The sequence below is a fragment of the Paenibacillus sp. JT22N15 genome, from assembly GCF_059383755.1.
This window is the reverse complement of record NZ_JBXENV010000001.1, coordinates 276913-299880: the sequence shown is the minus strand read 5'-3', so window position 1 is coordinate 299880 and position 22968 is coordinate 276913. Positions and strand designations below refer to the sequence as shown.

Annotated in this window: 19 protein-coding genes and 1 pseudogene; 10 read left to right on the top strand and 10 right to left on the bottom strand. The window is 48.7% G+C overall.

Annotated elements, in window-relative coordinates; all coding sequences use genetic code 11:
- Positions 1-302: 302 nt before the first annotated feature.
- A complete protein-coding gene (locus AC50X8_RS01315; RefSeq protein WP_056029680.1) occupies positions 303-1748 on the bottom strand; it encodes a PTS mannitol transporter subunit IIBC in 1446 nt (481 codons plus the stop codon).
- Between the two features lie 165 nt (positions 1749-1913).
- Between AC50X8_RS01315 and AC50X8_RS01310 the strand changes: the two genes are divergently transcribed.
- From AC50X8_RS01310 to AC50X8_RS01295, 4 genes and pseudogenes are all read left to right on the top strand, one after another.
- Entirely contained in the window at positions 1914-2039 is a 126-nt protein-coding gene (locus tag AC50X8_RS01310) for a hypothetical protein (RefSeq protein ID WP_494878196.1), read from the top strand.
- Between the two features lie 214 nt (positions 2040-2253).
- Positions 2254-3075: a DUF4183 domain-containing protein gene (locus AC50X8_RS01305; protein WP_494878195.1), complete on the top strand. Its 822-nt coding sequence runs from the start codon at positions 2254-2256 to the stop codon at positions 3073-3075.
- An 87-nt stretch (positions 3076-3162) separates the two neighbouring features.
- Positions 3163-3447 carry a DUF4183 domain-containing protein gene (locus AC50X8_RS01300; protein ID WP_494858224.1) on the top strand — a complete coding sequence of 95 codons (285 nt, stop codon included), beginning with the start codon at positions 3163-3165 and terminating at the stop codon, positions 3445-3447.
- A gap of 167 nt (positions 3448-3614) precedes the next feature.
- Positions 3615-4010: pseudogene (locus AC50X8_RS01295) on the top strand (BclA C-terminal domain-containing protein); the annotation flags it as partial.
- A gap of 167 nt (positions 4011-4177) precedes the next feature.
- Here AC50X8_RS01295 and AC50X8_RS01290 read toward each other — a convergent pair.
- From AC50X8_RS01290 to AC50X8_RS01280, 3 genes are read right to left on the bottom strand one after another with little or no spacing between them, the layout of a single operon-like run.
- Entirely contained in the window at positions 4178-5890 is a 1713-nt protein-coding gene (locus tag AC50X8_RS01290) for a CotH kinase family protein (protein ID WP_494878193.1), read from the bottom strand.
- Between the two features lie 19 nt (positions 5891-5909).
- Positions 5910-6638, bottom strand: coding sequence for a DUF4956 domain-containing protein (locus tag AC50X8_RS01285; protein WP_494878191.1), 729 nt, complete (start codon positions 6636-6638; stop codon positions 5910-5912).
- 3 nt (positions 6639-6641) lie between these two features.
- On the bottom strand, positions 6642-7355 hold the full coding sequence (locus tag AC50X8_RS01280; RefSeq protein WP_099519620.1) for a polyphosphate polymerase domain-containing protein: 714 nt from the start codon (positions 7353-7355) through the stop codon (positions 6642-6644).
- 211 nt (positions 7356-7566) lie between these two features.
- Between AC50X8_RS01280 and AC50X8_RS01275 the strand changes: the two genes are divergently transcribed.
- Entirely contained in the window at positions 7567-8832 is a 1266-nt protein-coding gene (locus AC50X8_RS01275) for a purple acid phosphatase family protein (RefSeq protein WP_494878189.1), read from the top strand.
- A gap of 51 nt (positions 8833-8883) precedes the next feature.
- Here AC50X8_RS01275 and AC50X8_RS01270 read toward each other — a convergent pair whose 3' ends face one another.
- Both AC50X8_RS01270 and AC50X8_RS01265 read right to left on the bottom strand, forming a co-directional pair.
- Positions 8884-10416: a sensor histidine kinase gene (locus tag AC50X8_RS01270; RefSeq protein ID WP_494858233.1), complete on the bottom strand. Its 1533-nt coding sequence runs from the start codon at positions 10414-10416 to the stop codon at positions 8884-8886.
- Complete coding sequence (locus AC50X8_RS01265; protein WP_056029652.1) at positions 10413-11096, bottom strand: response regulator transcription factor; 684 nt, start codon at positions 11094-11096, stop codon at positions 10413-10415. The genes AC50X8_RS01270 and AC50X8_RS01265 overlap by 4 nt, the downstream gene beginning before the upstream one ends.
- Positions 11097-11282: 186 nt before the next feature.
- On the opposite strand from AC50X8_RS01265, the gene AC50X8_RS01260 reads away from it, so the two are divergent.
- From AC50X8_RS01260 to AC50X8_RS01250, 3 genes are all read left to right on the top strand, one after another.
- On the top strand, positions 11283-15065 hold the full coding sequence (locus AC50X8_RS01260; protein ID WP_494878668.1) for an S-layer homology domain-containing protein: 3783 nt from the start codon (positions 11283-11285) through the stop codon (positions 15063-15065).
- A gap of 67 nt (positions 15066-15132) precedes the next feature.
- Positions 15133-15423, top strand: coding sequence for a hypothetical protein (locus AC50X8_RS01255; RefSeq protein ID WP_063892462.1), 291 nt, complete (start codon positions 15133-15135; stop codon positions 15421-15423).
- Positions 15329-17812, top strand: a complete 2484-nt coding sequence (locus AC50X8_RS01250) for a glycosyltransferase family 39 protein (protein WP_494878187.1) — start codon at positions 15329-15331, stop codon at positions 17810-17812. Before AC50X8_RS01255 ends, AC50X8_RS01250 begins: the two co-directional genes overlap by 95 nt.
- A 119-nt stretch (positions 17813-17931) precedes the next feature.
- Here the strand turns inward: AC50X8_RS01250 and AC50X8_RS01245 are convergent, their stop codons facing one another.
- Complete coding sequence (locus AC50X8_RS01245) at positions 17932-18795, bottom strand: VOC family protein (protein ID WP_494858238.1); 864 nt, start codon at positions 18793-18795, stop codon at positions 17932-17934.
- 278 nt (positions 18796-19073) lie between these two features.
- Here AC50X8_RS01245 and AC50X8_RS01240 point away from each other — a divergent pair, with 278 nt between their 5' ends.
- The gene (locus AC50X8_RS01240) at positions 19074-19238 is read left to right on the top strand and encodes a hypothetical protein (protein WP_155972754.1); all 165 of its coding nucleotides are present in this window, start codon (positions 19074-19076) and stop codon (positions 19236-19238) included.
- A 181-nt stretch (positions 19239-19419) separates the two neighbouring features.
- Here AC50X8_RS01240 and AC50X8_RS01235 read toward each other — a convergent pair whose 3' ends face one another.
- The gene (locus AC50X8_RS01235) at positions 19420-20196 is read right to left on the bottom strand and encodes a Cof-type HAD-IIB family hydrolase (RefSeq protein ID WP_056029643.1); all 777 of its coding nucleotides are present in this window, start codon (positions 20194-20196) and stop codon (positions 19420-19422) included.
- Positions 20197-20432: 236 nt separating this feature from the next.
- On the opposite strand from AC50X8_RS01235, the gene AC50X8_RS01230 reads away from it, so the two are divergent.
- The gene (locus tag AC50X8_RS01230; protein ID WP_056029640.1) at positions 20433-21362 is read left to right on the top strand and encodes a manganese-dependent inorganic pyrophosphatase; all 930 of its coding nucleotides are present in this window, start codon (positions 20433-20435) and stop codon (positions 21360-21362) included.
- 198 nt (positions 21363-21560) lie between these two features.
- Here AC50X8_RS01230 and AC50X8_RS01225 read toward each other — a convergent pair whose 3' ends face one another.
- Positions 21561-22046: a C40 family peptidase gene (locus tag AC50X8_RS01225; protein ID WP_056029637.1), complete on the bottom strand. Its 486-nt coding sequence runs from the start codon at positions 22044-22046 to the stop codon at positions 21561-21563.
- A gap of 310 nt (positions 22047-22356) precedes the next feature.
- Positions 22357-22605 (bottom strand): hypothetical protein, encoded by a 249-nt coding sequence (locus AC50X8_RS01220; RefSeq protein ID WP_494878180.1) that lies wholly within the window; start codon positions 22603-22605, stop codon positions 22357-22359.
- Positions 22606-22968: the final 363 nt, after the last annotated feature.

Here is a 22968-nt window from a genome sequence, read left to right as displayed (position 1 = left end):
GCTTCGATTTTGATCCCGATTCCGGAGCGCTTATGCAGCTTGATATGATTGGCAGCTAGTACAAGCTCAATGTCACTGAGCTCGCGGTGAATCGTTCGGGTGCTTGCTCCGACCTCAGCGGCAATATCTGCCGCTGTTATTTCATCCCGCTGCTCCAGCAGCAGCTCTACAATACGTCGCTGTCTCGTCGATACTTTGATAGGAGATCATCCTTATCCGGGAAATGGACTTAACGCCGACATTAAATGTCAGCGTTAAGCGCAAAGTCTAGGCTTGCTTCGTTTAAAATATAAGAATTACGCTTAGCTTAATCTGTTAATCAAAGCATCATACTCGGGGCTCTTCAAGAAATCTTCAATGGAGATGTGCTCAGCTCCAGGAACTTTCAGTCGCGCCCGTTCAGTCAGCGATTTATGGGTAATGACGATATCCGCATCAGAAGGGAGATCGTTAATCGCCGTGTTGGTCACCTGTATAGGAAGACCGGCTGCTTTGACTTTCTTTTTCATAATGGAAGCGCCCATTGCACTAGAGCCCATTCCAGCATCGCAAGCAAAAATAATTTTGCTCACATCTTCCTTCGATTTCACTGTGCCAGCAGCTGCGGAAACTGTGCCAGCTTGAGCACCAGCTGTTTCAGCGCCTTTAGAAGAGGCCTTCATATCTTGCATTTTAGTCGTTGCTTCCTCAATATCGCCTTGAGCGTTTTTGCTTGTTTTCAGCAGAAGCGCGCCGATTACGAATGATACTGCCGCCGCGATAACAACACCGCTAATCATGGCAAAGTAGCCGCCCTTAGGCACGAGCGCAAAATAAGCGAGAATACTTCCTGGTGAAGGAGCGGCTGTAAGGCCTGCGCCCAGCAGGGAGAAGGTAAACGTACCAGCCATGCCGCCGCCGATAACCGCAAGAATGAGGCGCGGATTCATGAGGACGTATGGGAAATAAATTTCGTGAATACCGCCGAAAAACTGAATGATGATAGCGCCTGGAGCAGAGCCTTTCGCTGCGCCTTTGCCAAACAGCCAGTAAGCGAGCAGTATACCAAGACCGGGACCTGGGTTAGACTCCAGCATGAACATAATGGATTTGCCAGTAGCCAGCGATTGCTCAAGCCCGATTGGACTTAATATACCGTGGTTAATCGCATTGTTCAGGAACAAAATTTTACCCGGTTCAATTAAAATGTTCGCCAGCGGCAAGAGGCCGTGGTTGATGAGAAATTCTACGCCGGAAGAAATCAGATTGCTGAATGCGGTAACAAGCGGGCCAACGCCTTTGTATGCCCCAATCGAGAGGGCCGCGCCGATGATGCCGGAAGAAAAGTTATTGATAAGCATTTCGAAGCCTGATGGAATTTTACCTTCCAGCGCTTGGTCGAATTTTTTCAAAATCCATGCAGCCAGCGGACCTACGATCATAGCTCCGAGGAACATCGTAATATCCGATCCGAGAATAACGCCCATCGTGACCATGGCTCCGATGACGCCGCCGCGGGTGCCGTGAACCATTTTACCACCTGTATAACCGATCAGGAGCGGAAGCAAATAAGTAATGGTTGGGCCAACAAGCGTTGCCAAATCTTCATTTGGAAACCAGCCGGTCGGAATGAACAGGGTTGTAATAATCCCCCAGGCAATAAATGCGCCGATATTTGGCATAACCATTCCGCTTAGGAATCTGCCGAATTTCTGCACCCCTACCTTTACACCGCCGGATGACGATTGTTGTACTTCTTGACTACTCATGACATGACTCCTCCTCAATGAATTGCGAAGCAATAACAGCTTCGATAGGCGCGGGTATATGAATGAACGAAGCGATCATCACGCGCAATATGTTTTCACCGTTTGTCATGTTACTCCTTACAAACGGGATAATAATCATGTTAATGGATAGCGTTTACAGTCGCAATGAAAGGAAAAGAAGAAAGCGTCATGAGCGCTGTTGACAGTATTTATTTTGGCAGAAATGGAGGGGAATATGCGAATGATTCGCCAATAAATGATCATTTATCTATTGAAAAGGCGAATATTTGAGCATTGAAAGGTGAAAAAAGTCCGTCTATTTTCCGGAGTAATCTGAAATGGTGTTCACAATAAATAAGGTTGTAGAATAGGGAAATAAAGAAAAGTAGTCTGACACCTATTTTCAGTAAAATAGATTAACGTCTATATCGTTAGTAGTTAAAAGTCTATACCTTCGATAGAGAAATCTCATAATATACAATTGTTGTATATGGAGGTGTTTAGCTTGTGGAGTGTCAATATCCATAATAAAAAAGAAATGACTTCAGTAACAAGAAAGCCTGCACGTAATAAGAAATGTATCGTCAAAAAAAAGAACATACGTATAACAGATAAACGGAAACTGAAGAGCTCTAATACTGGCCGAAAAAAAGATTTTAAAAAGAAAACAGTTATTGTTTGCCCTTTGAGAAGAAAAAAAGAACGTAAAAAGTTTATTTTATCGAGAAAAAAATTTAAACGTGTTGCTTGTACACAACCGGAAAATATTATAATAGCTCCGGGAGATATACAAGGACCTCCAGGCTCTCAAGGGACGCAAGGCTCTTCAGGCTCGCAAGGACCTCAAGGCTCTTCAGGCTCGCAAGGACCTCAAGGCCCTTCAGGCTCTCAAGGCCCTCAAGGCCCTCCGGGCTTGCAAGGGATTCAAGGCCCTCAAGGACCTTCAGGCTCGCAAGGGATTCAAGGCTCTCCAGGCTTGCAAGGACCTCAGGGCCCACCAGGACCGCCAGGACCTGTCGTCCTTCCTGATATCATTATTTTGCCAAGTGCTCAAAGATATTTTTATATTGTGACCTCAGATATACAGTCCTCTGTAACGATTCCAGCTAAAGAATTTACAAACGATGAGGGAACATTAATAACCGCATTTACAGGAATTGGTCAAAATAGCTATAGTAATCTTTACATCAATGGGATATTGCAAGAAGGCAGTATATATAGCTTAAATGAAAGTGCCTTGAACATTAATCTATACAATCAAACTATTTTTTTAGGTACGCCTATTATTCTCGAAATCATTCAATTTTTTGCTCAAGTAACCTTATAAAATGTGCGTTTAATTAGATGATCCGCCCTTCCCTTTAATCTATCTCTATCATTTACTAGTAGAGATTGAAGAAGGGAGGTGATATAAATGGCAATTACAAAACCCTTTATGGCTGCTCGAAGGTTTTCTGCTACAATTGGAGACGGAACAGGTGTCGGCGTTGCATTTAATATTCTTGCAACAGCCACCACCAATGATGCCGGAGTTGCTGCCACAGCTTTTCCAACTGCACCCGCGTATTATAATCTTTATATTAATGCGCAGATTCAAACAGCAGATACTTCAACCGTTACTACCACTGCGATCACCATACCTGGTGGCGATGCACTCGATCCTGCGACACCAATTGTAATCGAATTTGTTGTAAACTAATCATCTTTATGGATGAGATGCCGACAATAATATTGTTTTGGATTGTCGGCATTGTCTTTTTAAATGCTTCTGGGGATATTATTTTCGTACATATCTACTTGAAAAACAAATAAAGGAAGTGGAGATGAATGGCGATTATATACCCTATCATTCCCCCAATAATTTCCGGTGTTATTTATAATTTAGGTGCTCAAACTGTTCCTGTAGAAACGGATGTTATTTTTGATTCAAATGGCATTCTTTCACCTGGAATCACCCATGACCCCGAAACCGCACAAATTGCAGTTAGCAATCCGGGCAAATATGAGGTTGCTTTTTCTGTATCGTGTGTAGAACCAAACCAATTCGCCCTATTTTTAAACGGCACACTGGTTGCGGGAACTGTTTATGGCTCAGGTGCTGGCACTCAGCAAAACAATGGGCAGGCTATAATTGCTCTAGCGGCTGGTGATGTTCTTACTCTGCGAAATCATAGTTCAGCTGCTGCGGTTGGCCTTCAGACTTTGGCCGGTGGCACACAAACAAACGTAAACGCTTCTGTTGTCATCAAAAAATTAAGTTAGCTCCTAACAATATGGATGAATTGTGAACATCTTGTTTGCATTTTAGATCGAACGGCCGATGTAATGGAAGGAAGTCGAATAAAAAGTTGAGAGCAGCCTTAACAAAAGAAAAGAGCGTAAAAAATCGCTTATTCTGCGATTTTTTACGCTCCGTTTCACAAGTTTGGTTACAGCCTTCTGCGGTTGTAGAAAATAACGAACACACTCGACAAGATTAAAATAATTAATGCGATGCCTGCAGTAATAGCTTCCGAAGCGCTGCCCTGCGGCTGAGTGCTTTGACCGCCGGGACCGCCGCCCCCCATGCCATTGGGCGGTGCCATCATGCCGCCTTGTCCGCCCATACCGCCTTGTCCACCTGGACCTCCGCCGCCAAAGCCTCCACCACCGAAGCCTTGACCGCCTTGCTGCGCACCGTTAGCACCGTCAGCTGGAGGATTACCGCCCGCTGCGTTGGCGCCATCAGTTGGAACATTGCCACCCGCTGCATTAGTACCGTCGGTTGGAGGATTACCGCCCGCCGCGTTAGCGCCGTCAGTTGGAGCGTTGCCACCACCAGGGAAACCGCCGCCGCCCATACCACCACCACCGCCAAAGCCGCTGCTGCCGCTGCCGGAACCGTCGCCCGAGGAAGGAATTGTGCCGTCAAGCTGCTGGGTGACGCTTGCTACTTGAGTGCTTGCGAAGGAAAGCACCGTCGTAATGCCCTGCTCATACTCTTCATAGGAATAGAAGGAAGAAGGGTCCGCTTTTACATAAGGAGAAATCAGCTCGGCTATTTCTTTTACTCTGGCTGCGAAAGTATCATCTGCCAAATATCCTTCTATCATTTGTTTGATAATAGCGTGGTACTGCTCCTTGTATTCATCGACTGCCAGCAATTTGGCGATGAGAGGCCGATCCGCCAGTGTGCCGGAAGTCGGTTCATCAATGAGCACGCCCGTGCCGCCAAAGCCGCCGAAGGACATATTGTAATCCCATGGCAAAACCGAGAACAGGCCATCATCCTCATATAAATAGTAGTTATGTTTTTTCTCCGATAAATAGCTGTCCATATTGCCCGCAACGGCGTTTAAGGCAATAAATTTCAGCGCTTCCTGTACATCAAGAACGCTGTCATAGTCCGTACCATTATTTAATTCATCGAGCATTTTCAGCAAAATATCGTCATTGGACGAAGCGGACTTGAGATCAAGCCCCGTGTACGATTTCATCGTCTCCAGCCAGTTCAGCTCGCTGCCATTGCCGCCGTTTGCTTTATAAAGCGCACCATAGCTGTTGCCGAAGTTGCGTTCCAGATAGGCATCGCCAATTTGCTCGATCGCTAAATAGAAGCCCCAAAGCTCGCCATTTACATATACATTCACATAGGAATATTTAGGGGTTGGCAAGCCCATTTCTTCGGCAAGCTCATAGGAAAGAAACTCGCGCATATAGGAGGCATCGCTGAAATTATTGTTCAGATTGATTTTGCTAATGCCATTAATCGTCTGATTGACATATTCGTCGAAAGACAGCTTGAAGCTGTAGCGGTCCGAATCAGTCATATTGACGACGCTGCTCAGGCTGAGATTGCCCTTCGTGCGGATGCCGACATTTTTGAAAACTTGGCCGTTGTAATCGACCGTCGCTTCCTTAAATTCCTCTGCGCTGGCGTTGTCCAGCATATTTTGAAAGTCATCTTTGTCCACTGTAATTTTTACATCGATAACCTTGTCCTTGGGAAATACCGTCTCATCCAGCGTCTGCTCCCCGCCTGAGACAACGTTTGTTTCCGTTGTCGTTGGAGTAGAGCCTGTACCATTGGTACAGGCTGTAATGGTGAGAAGCAGAAGGAGGGAGCACAGGCTTAGAAGCAAGGTTGAAGCTTTTGCTTTCATGCCGGAAACCTCCTCATAATTAAGATACATAATCCCCGCTGTAGCTGATCAAAACGGCATTTTTGACACCTGATAGCTCGGAAAGCTGGTTAACAAACGCGCCTTCCTGATCACGAAGCCGAATTTCAATCGTCATTTCCACATTGCCGCGCGTAACGGTTTTTTGCTTCACATTGTAGCGTTTAACGAGCTTGTTCAGACGGCCGTGAATTTCTTTCTCGGTCGTTTCATTGTCGCAGTTGACGACAAGCAGGTACGGCTGCTCAACCGAGCCGCCTTTAACGAAGAAGAAGAGCACGAGACCGACAACGACAGAACCAATAACAGCGAGCGTATAGAAGCCTGCACCCGATACGATACCGGCAACGGCAGCCCAGAACAGGAAGATCAGGTCGGTTGGATCTTTAATTGGCGTTCTAAAGCGGACGATGGACAATGCGCCGACCATGCCGAGCGAGAGCACCAGATTAGAGTTAATCGCGATAATGACCATAGCCGTAACCATCGTCATGCCGATGAGCGAGACGTTGAAGCTTTTGGAATAAAGCACGCCGCTGAAAATCCGTTTGTACAGCGTATAGATAAAGAAGCCAATCAGAAAAGCTACGCCCAGCGTAATGAGTATTTTTGAAATGCTAATATCGGATGTAAAGTTGCTCGTCACCGAGTTTTTAATAATATCGGCAAAAGAAGTGGACGTTTCCGTCGCTGTAGTCGTTGCGGCAGCTGCCGTAGTAGTGGTCTCCATCGTTTAAAAATCCTCCCAAGTGTTGAATTTAAGATATTTGCGGCAGATCACATATTTGGATGCCGAGGTGCGGTGCAGCCCTTCGAGTTGAAGCGCAGTTTGAATATAAGCCGGCATGTATTCATCGAATTTCACTTCTAGTATCATCCGGTTATCTTCCAGAGCGATGACGGGATCAAGATTCGGGTCAAAAATGTCCAGCGCATGCAGCCCCGTTCGCAAATCCTTGTCGAACGTAATCCGCACATTGCCATTTTCATAAACATAAGGCTCGCGCACATAATCAACGATCACCTTCGGACGAAGCAGCCGGTACTTCATCTCCTTGTAAATTTCCATAAGCAGCGGCTTATCAGGCCGATTGAACACTTCATAGTCGCCAGCCATCATCTGGTCGTACATGGCCCGCGTAAGCGGCTCCTTGACTTTGGCAATGTAATCCTTGAATTTGATTTTTTTCTCAAAATGGATGACCTTGTCCTGCGTATTATAAATGCGAATCCGATATTTGCTTCGGTCGCGTACGCCGCCCAGCTTCTCATGCAGCGCTTTATTGTTCACATCGTCGAAGTACAAGCTTCGAATGTGGTATTCGCCCGTATCGCCGACATTGGCGTCCTGCTGCATCATATTTTTTAGCCGCTGCCGGATGATGAAATATTGATGCTGGTTGATGATAAATTTCAGCTCATGCCGGAACTTTAAATTTTGCTGCAAATGACTCCCTCCTTCTCTCTATCAATCGTTCAGCTGTTATGGTGGCTTCGCTAAGCTGTTTGTAAAGCTATTGTAAATTCAGATGCTGATGTGAAAATGAGTGCCCGCTGAAAGATTGCTGAATGCCGGGTGAAAAGTTTGACTTGCTTTGGGCGGGAGCGTTATCGTAAAAGGCAGCACAGGTATGAACTTCACGGGAAAGGAGATTAAGATGAAAAAAGAATGGATATGGATTTTGGCCCTTTGCCTTGTACTATTGCTTGTCGTTGCAGGAATAGAATGGCTGAAATCGGCTGGGACAACAGAGAAGGCGGCTGGGAAGCCTTATGCTATCGTTACGACCTTTAAAGAGGATGCGGCAACTAGCCGCGCTTTCACCTGGTTTACGGATAATCCGCAAGCGGGAACAGTGATTGAATGGATTGAAGGAATGGATGCTGCAAAATTGTCAGGCGAGGGCGAGGGGACGCAGGTCAGTCGTCTTGAGGGGAAGACATCAACGCTGGATACAGGCAATGGCGCAGTAAGAGGGGGGCATAAGCTGGAGCTTACAGGGCTGTCGCCGGGCACAGCCTATACGTACCGTGTGGGCGACGGGAGTGAGAGCGGCTGGAGCGAAGCGTTCCATTTTATGACGCAGGCGCAGGCTGCGGATCCATTTACTTTTATAAATGTGACCGATTCTCAAGGGGTGACGGAGCAGGATTTCGAGCTTTGGGGAAATACGCTGGATCAGGCGTTTAGCACATTTCCTGGCGCGCAGTTTATTGTGCATAACGGCGATTTGACGGAAAATCCGGATGATGAAATCGCGTGGCAAAACTTTTTTGGCAAGGCGCAGCAGTGGGTTACGCGTTTTCCGCTTATGCCTGTGACAGGCAATCATGACGAGGTAGATAATAACGCAGACGAATTCGTCGCTCATTTCAATTTGCCAGCCAATGGAGCGGACGGCTCGATTGAAGGTACAACGTATTCGTACGACTACGGCTCGGCGCACTTCATCATGCTGAACACGGAGTCGAACAAAAAGGAGCAGACCAAGTGGCTGGAGAAGGATTTGGCAGCTACAGACAAACGCTGGATTATCGTATCGGTTCATCGTGGCCCCTATGCCGGTAATCAATACGAGAAAATCGATGATTGGGTTAAGCTGTTTGACAAATATGGGGTTGATCTCGTGCTTCAGGGGCATAACCATGAATATGCAAGATCGTATCCGCTGAAGGATGGCAAGGTGACAGGGGATGGAGATGGTGTCATCAGCACGTCAAGCGGTACCGTCTACGTCGTCACTAACGCAGCGGGGCAGAAGTTTAATGAGATGAAAGAGGATCAATTTTATCATAAGGTTCATTTTCAAAATAATAAGCAAATGTTTGCCGGCATTACGATCGAAGGAGATAAGCTGACATATGAGGCTTATGATGTGGATGGCAATAAGCTGGATGCGTTCGTGCTGCAAAGTGAAAAATAAAACAGGGTGTCCCCGCGGCCAGATTGTGGCCTTGTGGGGCACCCTGTTTGCTTATACATCCGCTAACGGCAGCTTGACGGTGAATGTACTGCCTTCGCCGACGGTGCTGGCCGCCTCAATCGTTCCGCCATGCGCTTCAACGATGGACTGCGTAATTGAAAGCCCGAGGCCTGCTCCGCCGCTTAGGCGGGTGCGGGAAAATTCACTGCGATAAAAACGCTCGAACAAATGGGGGAGATGCTCCGGCTTAATGCCCGCTCCGTTATCGGTAATGGAGATGGCGGCATAGGCTCCGGCTTTTGCGAGCTTAAGCGATATTTTGCCTTGATTGGCGTCGGTATGCTGGACTGCATTTAAAAATAAATTGAGCACCACCTGCTTGAGCTGATCGGGATTGTAGCACCCGCTTAGGCTCACAGCAGCGTCAATCCGCACCTCACGCTGGCCGCCCAAAATATGCAGCTGCGGCTCCAGCTCATGAATGAGATTGCCAAGGTTCGTATCGACCTTAACGAGCTCTGGCGTCTGATCAAGCTTGGCTAGCAGCAGTAAATCTTCTACGAGCTTGTTGATGCGCGTCGATTCAAGCTTCATGCTCGTTAAGGCGCGGTGCAGCTGCTCCGGATTTGAAGCGGCTCCGCGCAGCAGCACCTCCAGAAACCCATGGATGGAAGTGAGCGGCGTCCGCAGCTCGTGCGAAGCGTCAGCAACAAAGCGCCGCATCCGCTCCGTCGTCTGCCGCTCCGTCTCGAAGGAGCTTTCCAGCCGACCGAGCATGCCGTTGAACGCTTCGGAAAGCAGATCGATTTCCTGCTGTCCTTGCGATATGGGCAATCGCTCGGTGAGATTAATGGCATCTGTGCGCTGTGCGGCCTTCACGATGCGCGACAGCGGTGCGAGCGTCTTGCGCAGCAGTGGCAAGTAAAGCGATAAGCCACCGGCCAAGGCAACAATAGACAGCCCGGCGAAAATAGCTAGCTGCGATGCAAGCACCGTTTGCAGCAAATCGGTGTCGTTGCCTGCTTGAATGAGTCCATCTGGCGAATTCGGCGGTCCGGCAAGCCGAAAGACGACAAGCTGCTGGGCGCCTTCGCTATTGCTGAGCAGCTGATAACCGCCGTCGCGATGCTTTTTCAAATCCTCAAAAATTTTCATGTATTCCGCTTTGCTTAGCTCTGGTGTCCACGTTTCACTGCTAGTTGTTAATATCGTTCGTTCACCTGTGCTGCTCACATAGGCAAGTGATAGGCCTGGTTGAGTAATCGTAGGCATATTGCTTGGGCCTTCCTGCGAAGGCGGCGGTGAAAATGTGGAATCATCCGATGCCATCTCGCCGATATTGGGTGATTTTTTCGGGTAAACGGGTTTGCCGTCTGAATGCCACTGGGGAGGCATCGCCTGAATTTGCGCTTCCAAAGCCTCGGCTCGATTATTATATATAAAGTCCTTCATTAAAACATATTGCAGCGTTCCAATTAACAGAAGCAGCCCTGCCAGTACGAACAGCGAACGGCTAAGCAGCTGATAGCGCAGCGATTCGGGCTTTAGTAGGCGAAGCAGCAGCGGAGCTTTGCGGTCCGTCATGGCAAATCCATGCGATAGCCAGAGCCGCGCAGCGTGCGAATAAGCCGGTGCTCCTTGTCCTGCAGCTTCTCGCGCAGCGAACGAATGTACACCTCAACGATATTTTCCTCGCCGCCAAAATGATAGCCCCATACTTTGTCCAAAATAAGCGCCTTGCTCAGCACAATGCCGTTGTTCATTACAATAAATTTCAGCAGCTCATATTCGGTAGGCGACAGCTCCAGCACTTGATCCATGTAGGATAGCTCCTTGCGCAAATCGTCGATGCGGAACGGGCCGTATACGACTTCCCCGAGCAAATTCGGAAATTGATTGCGTAGCCTTGCTTGAATGCGGGCAAGCAATTCCTCAAAGCTGAATGGCTTAATGACATAATCGTCAGCACCAATGCGCAGCCCTTTCACGCGATCCTGCGTTTCATCTTTGGCAGTCAGCATAATAATGGCGATATTATCGCCCGTTGCTTTAAGCGCCTGGCAAACCTCAAAGCCGTTCATGCCCGGCATCATCACATCCAAAATGACTACATGGGGCCTAAAGTCGCTAGCGACCATAATCGCTTCCTCGCCATTGCTGGCTGTTCGAACATCCGCGCCTTCATTCAGCAAGCCAAGCTCCAAAAACTGCACGATATGCGGCTCGTCATCAACAAGCAGCAGCTTAATTCCTTTTACCGACATTTTATCATCTCCAGTTTTGCAAACGGTTGCTTCTCAACACGGGCGATCTCATGAAAAAGTCTACCATGTTTGCAAATCTTGTTCAAACCTAGGACAGCCCTGCGGTTAGAGCGGTCTTTTAAGTGTTTGTTAAGTGGGTTTTTGTAGAATGTAGTCGATTAGAGTCGAAGGAGACGATCAATAGTGATGAATAGGGGATATGTCAAGCATTTTTTAAGAAAATTATGGGTATGGAGCGTAATCATCTCAATGGTTGTGCTTCCTGTATCAGGAGTTTCAGCGCAAGCCGAAACGTGGAGTCAGTATGCGAAGCTTGGTATAACGATGAATGACCAGCTAGGTTCTTTTGATCTACCCGTTAGCGTTTCGGTATACGGCAGCGGAAGTGGAAGTGTATACGTGGCCGATTTTAACAACCATCGCATCCAGAAGCTGGATGTTTCTACGGGGGAATGGAGCGAGTGGAAGAAAAGCGGCGGTGGCTCGGGAAGCGGACTCGGAGAGTTTAAAAACCCGTCAGGCGTTGCAGTAGATGGCAGCGGCAATGTTTATGTAGCGGATATGGGCAACCATCGCATCCAGAAGCTGGATGCTGCTACGAATACGTGGAGCGCATGGTCGAAGGCTGGCGGAAGCTCGGGAAGCGGTATAGGGGAATTTAAATCGCCTAGAGGCGTAGACGTTGACCTTAACGGGAACGTGTATGTAGCCGATACCGACAACCATCGCATCCAGAAGCTGGATGTTTCTACGAATACGTGGAGCGAGTGGAAGAGGAGCGGCGGAGGCTCGGGAACTAGTCTGGGCGAGTTTAATTTTCCTAGAGGCGTCGCGGTAGATGAGGGTGGTAATGTCTATGTAGCCGACTCTCGCAACAACCGCATCCAGAAGCTGGATTTCTCGTCTGTGCCATCGGGCGAATGGAAGCTGATCGGCGGCTCGCTAGGAAGCGGTGTGGGCCAGTTTAAAAACTTGTCTGATGTCACCCTTGATCATAGCGGTAATATTTACGTAGCCGATACGGGAAATCACCGGATTCAGAAGCTTGATGTTTCTACAAATTCGTGGAGCGAGTGGAAGAAGAGCGGCGGAGGCTTGGGAAGCCAGTTAGGCGAGTTTAGGAGTCCATTCGGCGTAGCGGTAGACGAAAGCGGCGATGTGTATGTAGCCGATAGCGAAAATCACCGGATTCAGAAGCTGGATAGGCTGGCGGACTCTTGGAGCAACTGGGGTTATATGGGGGCGGTTGCAGGCGATGGCCTCGGCGAATTTGATGGTGTAACAGGAATCGCGATAGATGATGAAGGCGATGTGTACGCGGCCGACTATGAAAACCATCGCATTCAGAAACTCGATGCGATTACGGGCAGCTGGAGCGCGTGGGGGAAAATAGACGGAAGCTCGGGTACCGGCCTGGGCGAGTTTGAAAATCCGACTGGCGTAGCTGTTGATGGCAATGGAAACGTTTATGTCGCTGATCGTAACAATCACCGGATACAGAAGCTGGATGCAGGTACGGGAACGTGGGGGGCATGGGGAAAAGCAGGAGGCGGCCAAGGAAGTGGCTCTGGGGAATTTGCATACCCTTCCAGCGTTGCAGTTGACAGTGAGGGTAACGTCTATGTCGCCGATACGAACAACTTTCGCATTCAAATGCTGGAGGCTTCAACCGGAACATGGAAGACTGTAGGCGGAGGAAACGGAAGAAGCGAGATAGGCGAGTTTAATTATCCGACTGGTGTTGCGGTAGACAGCAGCAACAATATTTACGTAGCCGATACAGATAACCATCGCATTCAGAAGCTGGACATCTCCAAAGGCGAATGGGAGGAAATCGGCAACGGAGAAGGAAGCGGCTTGGGCGAGTTCAACGAGCCATACGGATTGACGGTAGACATTAATGGGGATATTTACGTTGCGGACTTGGGCAATCATCGCATTCAGAAGCTGAATATAGCGGATGGAATGTGGATTGAGTGGTCAAAGAGCGGGGGCGGGGAAGGAAGCGGTCTTGGCGAGTTTAGCAGTCCGACCGGTGTGGCAGTTTACCACAATGAAATTATATATGTGGCTGATTTCGGCAATCATCGTATTCAAAAATGGGATTATGCTGCTCCGAGCGCTCCTATTAGCGTTGCAGCAACCGCAGGCAACGGAGAAGCGACGATAAGCTTCACTATGCCTGCCAATGATAGGGGCGGCGAAATTACGGGCTACACGGTAACGGCTAATCCAGGAGGCCTGATAGCGACCGGCACGGATAGTCCGATCAAAATGACCGGTTTGACGAATGGTCAATTCTACACGTTTACCGTTATTGCATCGAATAGAAGCGGAGATTCACCTTCCTCGGCGGCATCGAATGCCGTTACGCCAATGACACATCCGGACGAACCGACCGGTGTGACAGCGACGGCAGGCAATGGAGAAGCGACGGTAAGTTTCATTCCGCCTTCCAGCGATGGAGGCAGCGCTATTACGGGCTACACGGTAACGTCTAATCCAGGGGGAGTGACAGCGAGCGGTACGGGCAGCCCCATTAAGGTTACAGGCTTAACAAATGACACAGCGTACACCTTTACCGTAATCGCGATTAATGAAGTGGGCAATAGCGCGGCTTCTACTGCGTCCGTTGCTGTAACACCGGTAAGTCCTCCCAATAACAACGGCGGAGGAAGCACGCCGTCGCAGCCGGCACCTTCAACGGCGCCGGAAGCCGGCCCATCTGACCGTTTCGTTCTTATTAATGGTAAATCGCAGAACTTGGGATCGGCAAAAGTAACGAAGGTTGATTCCCAGAGCGTAACAACGATTACCGTTGATCAGAAAAAGCTGGAAAGCCTGCTTGCAGCAGAGGCTCATTCGGCGGTCGTAACGATACAGTCGAAAGCCAATTCCGATGTTATTATCGCAGAGCTTAATGGGCAAATTATTCATGAAATGGAATCGAGGCAGGCGGTTCTGGAGCTGCAAACGGATAAAGCGATTTATCGTTTACCAGCGCTGCAGATCAATATCGGAGCCATTGCAGATCAATTTGGCAAGTCGATTGCCTTGCAGGATATTCGCTTTCAGATCGAAATTGCTGTGCCCAAAGAGCCGCTTAAGTGGACTCACGATGAGTCTGCTGGAGCAAAGATAGCCTTTGTCGTTCCACAGCTGGACTTTAGTGTAAGAGCCATATATTTGAACGAGAGCATCAATGTGAGTGAGTTCGATGCTTACGTAGAACGCAGTATTGCAATTCCTGCAGGTGTGGATACGAGCAAAATTACGACTGGGGTTGTAATTGAAACGGACGGAACGCTGCGCCACGTCCCAACGAAAATAGTGTTACGCGATGGAGTTTCTTATGCTAAGGTGAGCAGCTTGACGAACAGTGTCTATTCCTTAATCTGGCACCCGCTCGCGTTCAAGGATGTAGAGGGACACTGGGCAAAACAAGCGGTTAACGATATGGGCTCGCGCCTGATCGTTAAAGGGGACGCGAACGGCATGTTTAATCCCAATCAAGAGGTAACCCGAGCGGAGTTCGCGGCGATTCTGATCCGTGCTCTGGGCTTGCAGCCCAAAATGCAGGGGACGAGCTTCGTCGATGTTGCTCCGAACAGCTGGTTCGCGGGAGATTTGGGCACAGCATCCCACTATCGCTTAATCAGTGGCTTCGGGGATGGGACGATGCGTCCGAACGATAAAATGACGCGTGAGCAAGCGATGACCCTTCTAGCCCGAGCGATGCTGCTAACGAAATTGAAGGAGAAAACATCACCAGCTGCAGGGCAAGCGCTGGATGCTTTCACCGACAATGGTGCGGTATCGAGCTGGGCCAAGGAAGGCATTATCGACAGCTTGAGCTATGGATTAGTAACAGGACGAAAGGGGAATGAACTTGCTCCGGGCGCTTTCATTACCCGTGCGGAAGTGGCTGTTCTCGTTCAGAAGCTGTTGAGCAAATCGGATTTAATCTAGATAAATCGTTATTTTTCAATAAAGAAGACTCAAGCTCCACTGGCGGTGGTTCTTGAGTCTTCTTTGTTTGAACATTGGCATTCCACTCAGGGCGAACGACTATAACCTTTTTTCGCTGGACCTCAGCCTTACTTTTATTGCTCCATTTGTATCGTTTCTGTTTTTTAAGCTCAATTTCAGCTTTGCTTCATTCGATTTTCAGGGAAAAGGCGCACAATCTCTCATAGTGAAGCAAGAGACGGAAGCGAAAGGGCGGCTGAGCCATGGCAGTAATAAAAAAACAGCGCATGGATGCAATATTAATGGTATGTATCCTCGTATCGGCATTTTTGAATGGATTTTTAATCTGGACAGATGACCATGTCAATACGTATTACACGACTACGGTCGCAAGTATGCTGCAAAGCTTCCACAATTTTTTCTTTGCAACCGTAGATTCTGGAGGCTTCGTAACCGTTGACAAGCCGCCGGTCACGTTCTGGGTGCAGACGGCTTTTGCCTATGTGCTGGGTCTGCATGGCTGGAGCGTGATTTTGCCCCAAGCGTTAGCAGGTATTGGCTCGACGATTTTGCTGTATGTGCTGCTCAAACCGTCCTTTGGCCTTGCGGCAGCACGGATCGGAGCAGCAGCGATGGCAACGATGCCGGTTGCGGTTGCCGTGAGCCGGACGAATAATATCGATAGCATGCTCGTTTTTACGCTGCTGCTTGCCGTATGGCTGTTATTCCGTGGAACGAAGCAGGGCAAGGCGATTTGGCTGATAGGCGCTTTTGCCGTCATAGGTGTTGGATTTAATATGAAAATGATGGAAGCCTACATGGTGCTTCCGGCGTTTTATTTATTTGCTTTAATGGCGTGGAAGGGCAAATGGTTTAAAAAAATCAGCCTGCTGGCAGGAGCGACCGCTATTATGCTCGTGATTTCCTTATCCTGGGCGGTAACAGTTGATTCTATATCCACAGATAGTCGTCCCTATGTGGGCAGCAGCCAGACAAACTCTGTGTTGGAGCTAGCTTTCGGGTATAACGGACTTTCAAGGCTGACTGGAAATCGTGGAGGCGGTTCCGGCTCGATGATGGGGCCGCAGCAGCTTCCGGCGGTTGGAAATACAGATTTTGCCCAGACGAATATTGTAAATAGCTGGTTCAGCGGCGATGTGCCAGGCGGGAACCGCAGCATTGCGGCTGTAGAGCAGGATGGGCAGGGGGCGAGCGTCGATGGTGGCAGCCGCCGTGGCGGAAGCAGCCAGGGCGCGGATAGCAATAACAATAATGGCGGCGGGACTGGTGGGCTCCCAGGAGGTGCCGGGGGAGATGCTGGAGCCGGCGGTTTTAACGGCGGTCCAGGTGGGGGAATGGACGGCATGGGTGGTCGCGGCGGCTTTGGCGGCGGTGGCTCAGGCGGCATGTTTGGAACAGGAACAGCAGGGCCGCTTCGATTATTCCAAGCCGAGCTGTCCGGTCAAGCAAGCTGGTTTTTGCCTTTTGTATTTGTAGGCTGCGTGGGTTTGCTGGCTAGCATTCGCAGACGGAATATGACGATGAAGCATAAGGAGGCGTTGTTCTGGCTGGCGTGGCTGGTACCGGTTATGGCCTTTTTCAGCGTCGCAGGTTTTTTTCATCAATATTATTTAATTATGATGGGCCCCCCGATTGCCGCACTGCTTGGAGCAGGCTGGAGTGAGCTATGGAGACAATATCGCAGCAAAGCGGGCTGGGTAAGCTGGCTGCTGCCGCTCGGTATTGCCGCAACAGCGGGGTTCGAATGGTATATTATGCATCCATTTGACGCGACAATTGGCAGCGGGTGGTCGCTTGCCGTGCTAGTTGGCGGAATGACAGCAAGTTTGCTGCTCATTGGATGGCGGATAGCGAAGCAGAAGCAGGCGAAGTCATTAATACGGCATAGTAGTGGTGGCACGGAAGGGGAAGAAGCAGGGGCAGATGCTGGCGCAGATAACGAGCTGTATGGCGGCAAGCTGCCGTATGAGCATGGCGGATATTTGACAGCGAATGCTGGCGTTCAAAACGGAAAGCATGCGGCGAGCCGCCAAAAAATTTGGCAGCAGCCAGCCGTGAACCTGATTGCGCTGCTCGGGCTGCTTGTGCTGTTCATTGGCCCGGCTTACTGGGCGGCGACGCCTATCGTATACGGGCAGAGCAGCCAGCTGCCGGAGGCAGGGCCTGATCAGACGAATGCCTCTTCCCGCGATGAGCCGCTTAATGAAGCCGCGCTTGCTTTTTTGAAGGCGCACAATACAGGCGAGAAGTACCTGTTTGCGACGAACAGCTATTCGACCGCAGCACCGTATATTATCGATTCCGGTGAAAATGTCATTATACTCGGCGGTTATTCCGGCTCCGATCCCGTTCTGTCTGTAGACCGGCTGAAGGCGCTCGTGGCCGCAGGGGAATTGAAATATTTTCTCGTTTCGCAAGGCGGGCGCGGGGGCAGCAATAATAATGAGCTGACGCAGTGGATTACTTCCCATGGCAAGCAGGTTGAATCCAGCGAATGGCAGACGACAGCTGGAGGCGGGAATGCGGTGAATAACAGCGATACAGCTAGCAATAATAGTGGTGGCTTCAACAGCAGTAATTCTAGCGCTGGAATTGGCGGAAGTAGTAACGGATTTTTCACGAATCGAAATAGTGACAACAGCTTCCGCGGCTTTGGCGGAGGCGGCAGCAATATAACGATTTATGAGGTAACGCCGGAAGCTGCACTTTTGAGCGACAGCGAATAAGTATGGCTCTTATATTGAAATGGAGCCAACTGCTCCAGTTGAAAAAGCATAAAAGCCACGCAATACCACATGCCAGTGGTTTTGCGTGGCTTTTGCTATAGCTGCTGCTTGCTGGCCTATTATTCCGCCACTGCAAGCTTAATCCTAATGCTGGAAGGATCGGTTGCAAAAATAATGCCGTCTGACTCGTCAAGTGCTGCTCCCGCCTCACGCAGCCTGCTTATAGCTGTATCCCTTTCCGCTTGATTTGGATAGACGATGGTGAAGTAGTCCAGCCCAGTAGTATTGGCGGCTGGTGCAGGGGCGCCAATGCCGGCCCAAATGTTAAGCCCGATATGATGGTGGTAGCCTCCGGCTGAGACGAACAACGCTTTGAAATCGGTGTAGTCGCCTACGATATCAAAGCCGAGCAGCCCATTGTAAAAGGCGCGGGCAGCCGGAATGCCATTAATATGCAGATGAATATGCCCGATGATTGTGCTGGGCGGCAGTAGCGTAGCGGCAGCCGGATCGGCAGCGGCAAGAAGTCCGTCCCAATCGACGGGGTTGCTAGCCATAACGTAATCGCCATTGTCTTCTTTTTTCCACTCTGAGCGTGGTCTGTCTGCATAAATTTCAATGCCATTATTGTCAGGGTCCGTGATATACAGCGCTTCACTGACGAGGTGATCGGCTTGACCGATATGAATGCCGGAGGCGATTAGCCGGGCGAGTGCTGCGCCGAGCGCTTCACGATTAGGCAGCAGCAGGGCATAGTGGTAAAGGCCAGTCGTCGTTCTGCGTTCGGAGACGATGGCATTTGGAATCTCTTCCAGCTCAAGAAGTGTATGGACGCCGTCAGCCGTAAGGCGGGCAACGTTGTCTCGCTGCTCAAGCACCTGCAAGCCAACAACCTCTTGATAAAATGGCAGCGAACGTTTCAAATCGCTAATGTACAGCTTTACTGTCCCAAGTACAGTATCAGCATTTATGCTGTAGGTCATGTGCAATTCCTCCTGTGATAAGTTGATTACTATTTGTAACTAACTATATTTTATGAACTAACTTTTGTCAAGTTTAATGTCAATTTGAAACTCAATGTCAAATATGACGTATTATTGACTAATTGATGGTGAACTGTGGTTCTAATGTCATATATATGTTAGAGTAGTGATAAGGCCTCTTGAACAAAGAGGCCTTAATGATTAGAAGGAGGAAGAAAGCATGGCAATACGGCATGGATTAGAGCTTCATAAAACGCATACAGGAGGCGAAATTTATTATGAACCTTAGTGGTGGGGATCACAGAAGAACACGTTCCAGCAACCCTTTTTTGTATTTGTTTTTCAAATGGATTTCTTTAACCTCATCGGCAGTTATTGTACTGCTGTCCTTGTGGTGGCTCATTCAATTTTTGTTTCAAAGCACCGTAGCAGAAGAGCAATAAGCGGAAAAAAGGCCAGTACGTTTTGTCAGGCTGACCTGCGTGAGCATGTCTAACATTAGGAAAGTGATTGGCTGAACGTAAACGGCAGCTAATTCCAAATATATTAAAAGAGGTACAGCTAACGCTTCGAACCGTTAGCTGTACCTCTTTATTTTTTAATGAAATGTCTAGATTGGCGATATTACTTCAACAAGCCGGCGTGACGCAAGCCACCCCGAATGCCATTTTCACTCACATGAGTCGTTACGTAATCAGCGAAGGGCAGCAGCTCCGGATGGGAGTTGCCCATGGCGATGCCTAGTCCGACAGTTTCGAGCATTTCCTTGTCATTTAGTCCGTCACCGAAGGCAAGTGCTTCCTGAGCCGTCAGTCCCAAATGCTCCAGCAGCGCGGCAATGCCAAGCGCCTTGGAGCCATCATTCGTAAGCACGTCCATCGCGAACGGATGCCAGCGAATATAGCGCAAGCCTGGGATGACGTCTGTATACAGATGCTCGTCCTGCGGCTCGCAGTGCAGGAAAATTTGATAAATGTCCGCTTTTTCCCAATAGCTTGGATCGAAGCCCGGCTGCGCTACGCGCAGTGATGTCACAGAATCGAACACCTGCGGATGCGCTTCAGCGTTGGAAAAAAAGGCGTCATGTCCTTCAAAGACGAGGGAATGGTTATGAAGTCCGGCATGCTCAACAAGCGCCTTGACATCTGTACGAGGAATGGGATTATGGTATACGGGAACGCCATTGTACACGACGTAAGCGCCGTTCAGGCTGACGAAGGAATTAATCGCAAGCTTCTCGGCAATATCCTTGAAAAAATAAGGCGCGCGTCCCGTTGCAATGACAGCCTCGACGCCCTGCTCCTGAATTTCACGAATCGCATCAATCGTATCTTGGGGAATTTGTTTTTCTTCATCTAATAATGTGCCATCAATATCAAAAAAAGCAATTTTATAACTCATCTTTTGTAGGTCTCCTGTTCTGTCTAGTTGATGTTGTAACTCGGCAGCCAAATGTTCTATACCCCTTATACCATTCGGTTCTGTCTTTAAGCAAGCTTATTTGAGGATTGTTTGCAAAAATCTCTGTAAGGGCATAGGTATATACTTCATTATATTATATAATCAAATGTGTGAAAAACTTATTGGGAAATGCGGACTGCCGCAATCCCAAATACAAGAACTAAGGAGACAGTAAAATGGCAAAAACATTTATTTTCGGGCATAAAAATCCGGATACGGATACAATCTGTTCTGCGATCGCATATGCTGATTTGAAGGCTAAGCTGGGCTTTGAGGTTGAAGCGGTTCGTTTGGGTGAAATTAGCGGAGAAACGCAATACGCGCTGACTCATTTCAAGGCTGAGGCGCCGCGTCTTGTAGAAACGGTAGCCAATGAAGTAGAGACTGTTATTCTTGTTGACCACAATGAGCGTCAGCAAAGCGCAGCAGATATCGACCAAGTTCGCGTGCTGGAAGTTATCGACCACCACCGTATTGCGAATTTTGAGACAAGCCACCCGCTATACTATCGCGCTGAGCCTGTAGGCTGCACAGCTACGATTTTGAATAAATTGTACAAAGAAAACGGCGTAGCTATCGAGCCGCAAATCGCAGGTCTAATGCTGTCCGCAATCATTTCCGACTCCTTGCTGTTCAAATCGCCAACTTGCACCGAGCAAGATGTAGCGGCTGCTAAGGAGCTTGCTGCTATCGCTGGGGTTGATACAGATGCATACGGTCTGGAAATGCTGAAAGCAGGAGCTGACGTGCGCGACAAATCGATCGCTCAGCTGCTTTCGCTTGATGCGAAAGAATTCCAAATGGGCAGCAGCAAAGTAGAAATCGCGCAAGTTAATGCGGTTGACACAAACGATGTACTGGTTCGCCAAGCGGATCTGGAAACAGCGATTAACGCAATCGTTTCGGAAAAAGGCTTGGACCTGTTCCTATTCGTTGTAACTGACATTTTGAACAGCGATTCCGTAGCGCTTGCTATCGGCAGCGCAGCAGGCGCAGTTGAGAAAGCCTACAATGTAACGCTGGCTGACAACAAAGCCGTTCTGAAGGGCGTAGTATCCCGCAAATCGCAAATCGTTCCTGTATTGACAGAAACGCTTAGCAAATAAGTGTGAATGACGCATGGCCACCCTCTGAATCAGCCTGATGCTGGAGAAGGGGCGGCCTTTTTTTATTTGGAGGAGCATTAGAAATACAACGATAAGCAAAAACGTCCTGAACGAATTAGCGTTCAGGACGTTTTTGCTTATATAGGAGTTCAATTGTAGAACGCTATAGCTGCGTTGTAACGTGTTGAAAGGTTTGGCCTAGGATTTCAATACGCGTCGTGCTGTCACGTAGCGCTTATGCCAGTATGACTCGCCAAGGCTGCTGATCGTCACGCCCGTGCTCGTGGCGCTGTGCAAAATTTTGTTATTTCCCGCATAGATAGCTACATGGCTAATGCCTCTGCCGCTCGTATTAAAGAAAACAAGATCGCCTACACTAAGGTTTTCCTTAGTCACTTTGGCTCCAATGGATGCTTGGGAGGAGGAGCTGCGTGGCAGCGAAACGCCCATGGCATCGAATATGTATTGGGTAAAGGAAGAGCAGTCAAAAGCGTATGTAATGCCTGCTGGGGCTCCATATTTATAGGGGGTTCCGATAAACTCCTTGCCGGAGTCGATTAATTGTAGGGAAGTTTCAGTTGCGGCATGTGCCTGGTTGCCGGAAGCGAAGGTGAAGGCTGTCAAACCAATACTTGCGCATAAGCTCAATTTGATGACGGAGCGAAAAAAGTTTCTCTTAATCATTATGGTGTGATTCCTTTCGTTGTACGATTCGTTTTGGCTAAAAACACTATACCACACCGAAAAATGAGCCTTTTCTCATGATGAGAGCGCAAAGGAAGGGGAAATCATGTTGTTTGGTGTTTATGAGAAGTTAATGAGAATTTATTCATTTATGTTTGAAACGTAAATGGGGGGTGTATGGGGCGCTGCGCTGCGTGATGGGGTTGGGGCTCGATCGCCATTAGCCTTGGATTTCTATGCAGTTATTTCCACCCTATAGGTAGAAATCCAACGCTAAAAGCGAACGCTCCGCTTCTCACTCCCCACCCCTTCACTCCGCTCCGCTTCCCCACCCCCCACTTAAAATTTCAAACCCTAAACCCGAATGGCAAAGATAAGAAAACACGAAGAGCAAAAACGTAAAACCCAAAAGCCAAAAGCCAAAGGCAAAACCCAAAACCCAAAACCCAAAACCCAAAACCCAAAACCCAAAACCCAAAACCCAAAACCCAAAACCCAAAACCCAAAACCCAAAACCCAAAACCCAAAACCGCTTCATACTCTCCGTTTTAGATTTCATTTATAAAAAAACAATTGACTTGGTGGACACAGGAGCCGCTATTTCAATAGAAATACCGGTTAGGACACAGGCTCCGGACTCAGAAGCAGCTAATGCGCTCTCCACACCCATTTTGAAGCGATATGGAGGGCGATAGCGGATCTCCTGTCCGCTTACGCCTGAATATCGCATTAAAAGCTAGAATAGCGGAATCTCAGTCCTCCAAACAAGGAGTAGGCACCCAAGCCGAGCGATATCAGCAACAATCGAACGAACGGTAAGGTTCTCAAATCTTGAATTGTCTGATGAGATTGGCCGCGAATAAACGCTAAGCAAGCTGGAGGCAAACTCTGTTTTGCCTACAAACTCTAGAAGCTTGAAAAT

Excerpts from the sequence above, each read along its gene's own strand:
- AC50X8_RS01315 (WP_056029680.1), bottom strand. The coding sequence starts at position 1,748 with ATGAGTAGTCAAGAAGTACAACAATCGTCATCCGGCGGTGTAAAGGTA.
- AC50X8_RS01310 (WP_494878196.1), top strand. The coding sequence starts at position 1,914 with ATGAAAGGAAAAGAAGAAAGCGTCATGAGCGCTGTTGACAGTATTTAT.
- AC50X8_RS01300 (WP_494858224.1), top strand. The coding sequence starts at position 3,163 with ATGGCAATTACAAAACCCTTTATGGCTGCTCGAAGGTTTTCTGCTACA.
- AC50X8_RS01290 (WP_494878193.1), bottom strand. The coding sequence starts at position 5,890 with ATGAAAGCAAAAGCTTCAACCTTGCTTCTAAGCCTGTGCTCCCTCCTT.
- AC50X8_RS01285 (WP_494878191.1), bottom strand. The coding sequence starts at position 6,638 with ATGGAGACCACTACTACGGCAGCTGCCGCAACGACTACAGCGACGGAA.
- AC50X8_RS01275 (WP_494878189.1), top strand. The coding sequence starts at position 7,567 with ATGAAAAAAGAATGGATATGGATTTTGGCCCTTTGCCTTGTACTATTG.
- AC50X8_RS01270 (WP_494858233.1), bottom strand. The coding sequence starts at position 10,416 with ATGACGGACCGCAAAGCTCCGCTGCTGCTTCGCCTACTAAAGCCCGAA.
- AC50X8_RS01265 (WP_056029652.1), bottom strand. The coding sequence starts at position 11,096 with ATGTCGGTAAAAGGAATTAAGCTGCTGCTTGTTGATGACGAGCCGCAT.
- AC50X8_RS01260 (WP_494878668.1), top strand. The coding sequence starts at position 11,283 with ATGAATAGGGGATATGTCAAGCATTTTTTAAGAAAATTATGGGTATGG.
- AC50X8_RS01250 (WP_494878187.1), top strand. The coding sequence starts at position 15,329 with ATGGCAGTAATAAAAAAACAGCGCATGGATGCAATATTAATGGTATGT.
- AC50X8_RS01245 (WP_494858238.1), bottom strand. The coding sequence starts at position 18,795 with ATGACCTACAGCATAAATGCTGATACTGTACTTGGGACAGTAAAGCTG.
- AC50X8_RS01240 (WP_155972754.1), top strand. The coding sequence starts at position 19,074 with ATGAACCTTAGTGGTGGGGATCACAGAAGAACACGTTCCAGCAACCCT.
- AC50X8_RS01235 (WP_056029643.1), bottom strand. The coding sequence starts at position 20,196 with ATGAGTTATAAAATTGCTTTTTTTGATATTGATGGCACATTATTAGAT.
- AC50X8_RS01230 (WP_056029640.1), top strand. The coding sequence starts at position 20,433 with ATGGCAAAAACATTTATTTTCGGGCATAAAAATCCGGATACGGATACA.
- AC50X8_RS01225 (WP_056029637.1), bottom strand. The coding sequence starts at position 22,046 with ATGATTAAGAGAAACTTTTTTCGCTCCGTCATCAAATTGAGCTTATGC.
- AC50X8_RS01220 (WP_494878180.1), bottom strand. The coding sequence starts at position 22,605 with ATGAAATCTAAAACGGAGAGTATGAAGCGGTTTTGGGTTTTGGGTTTT.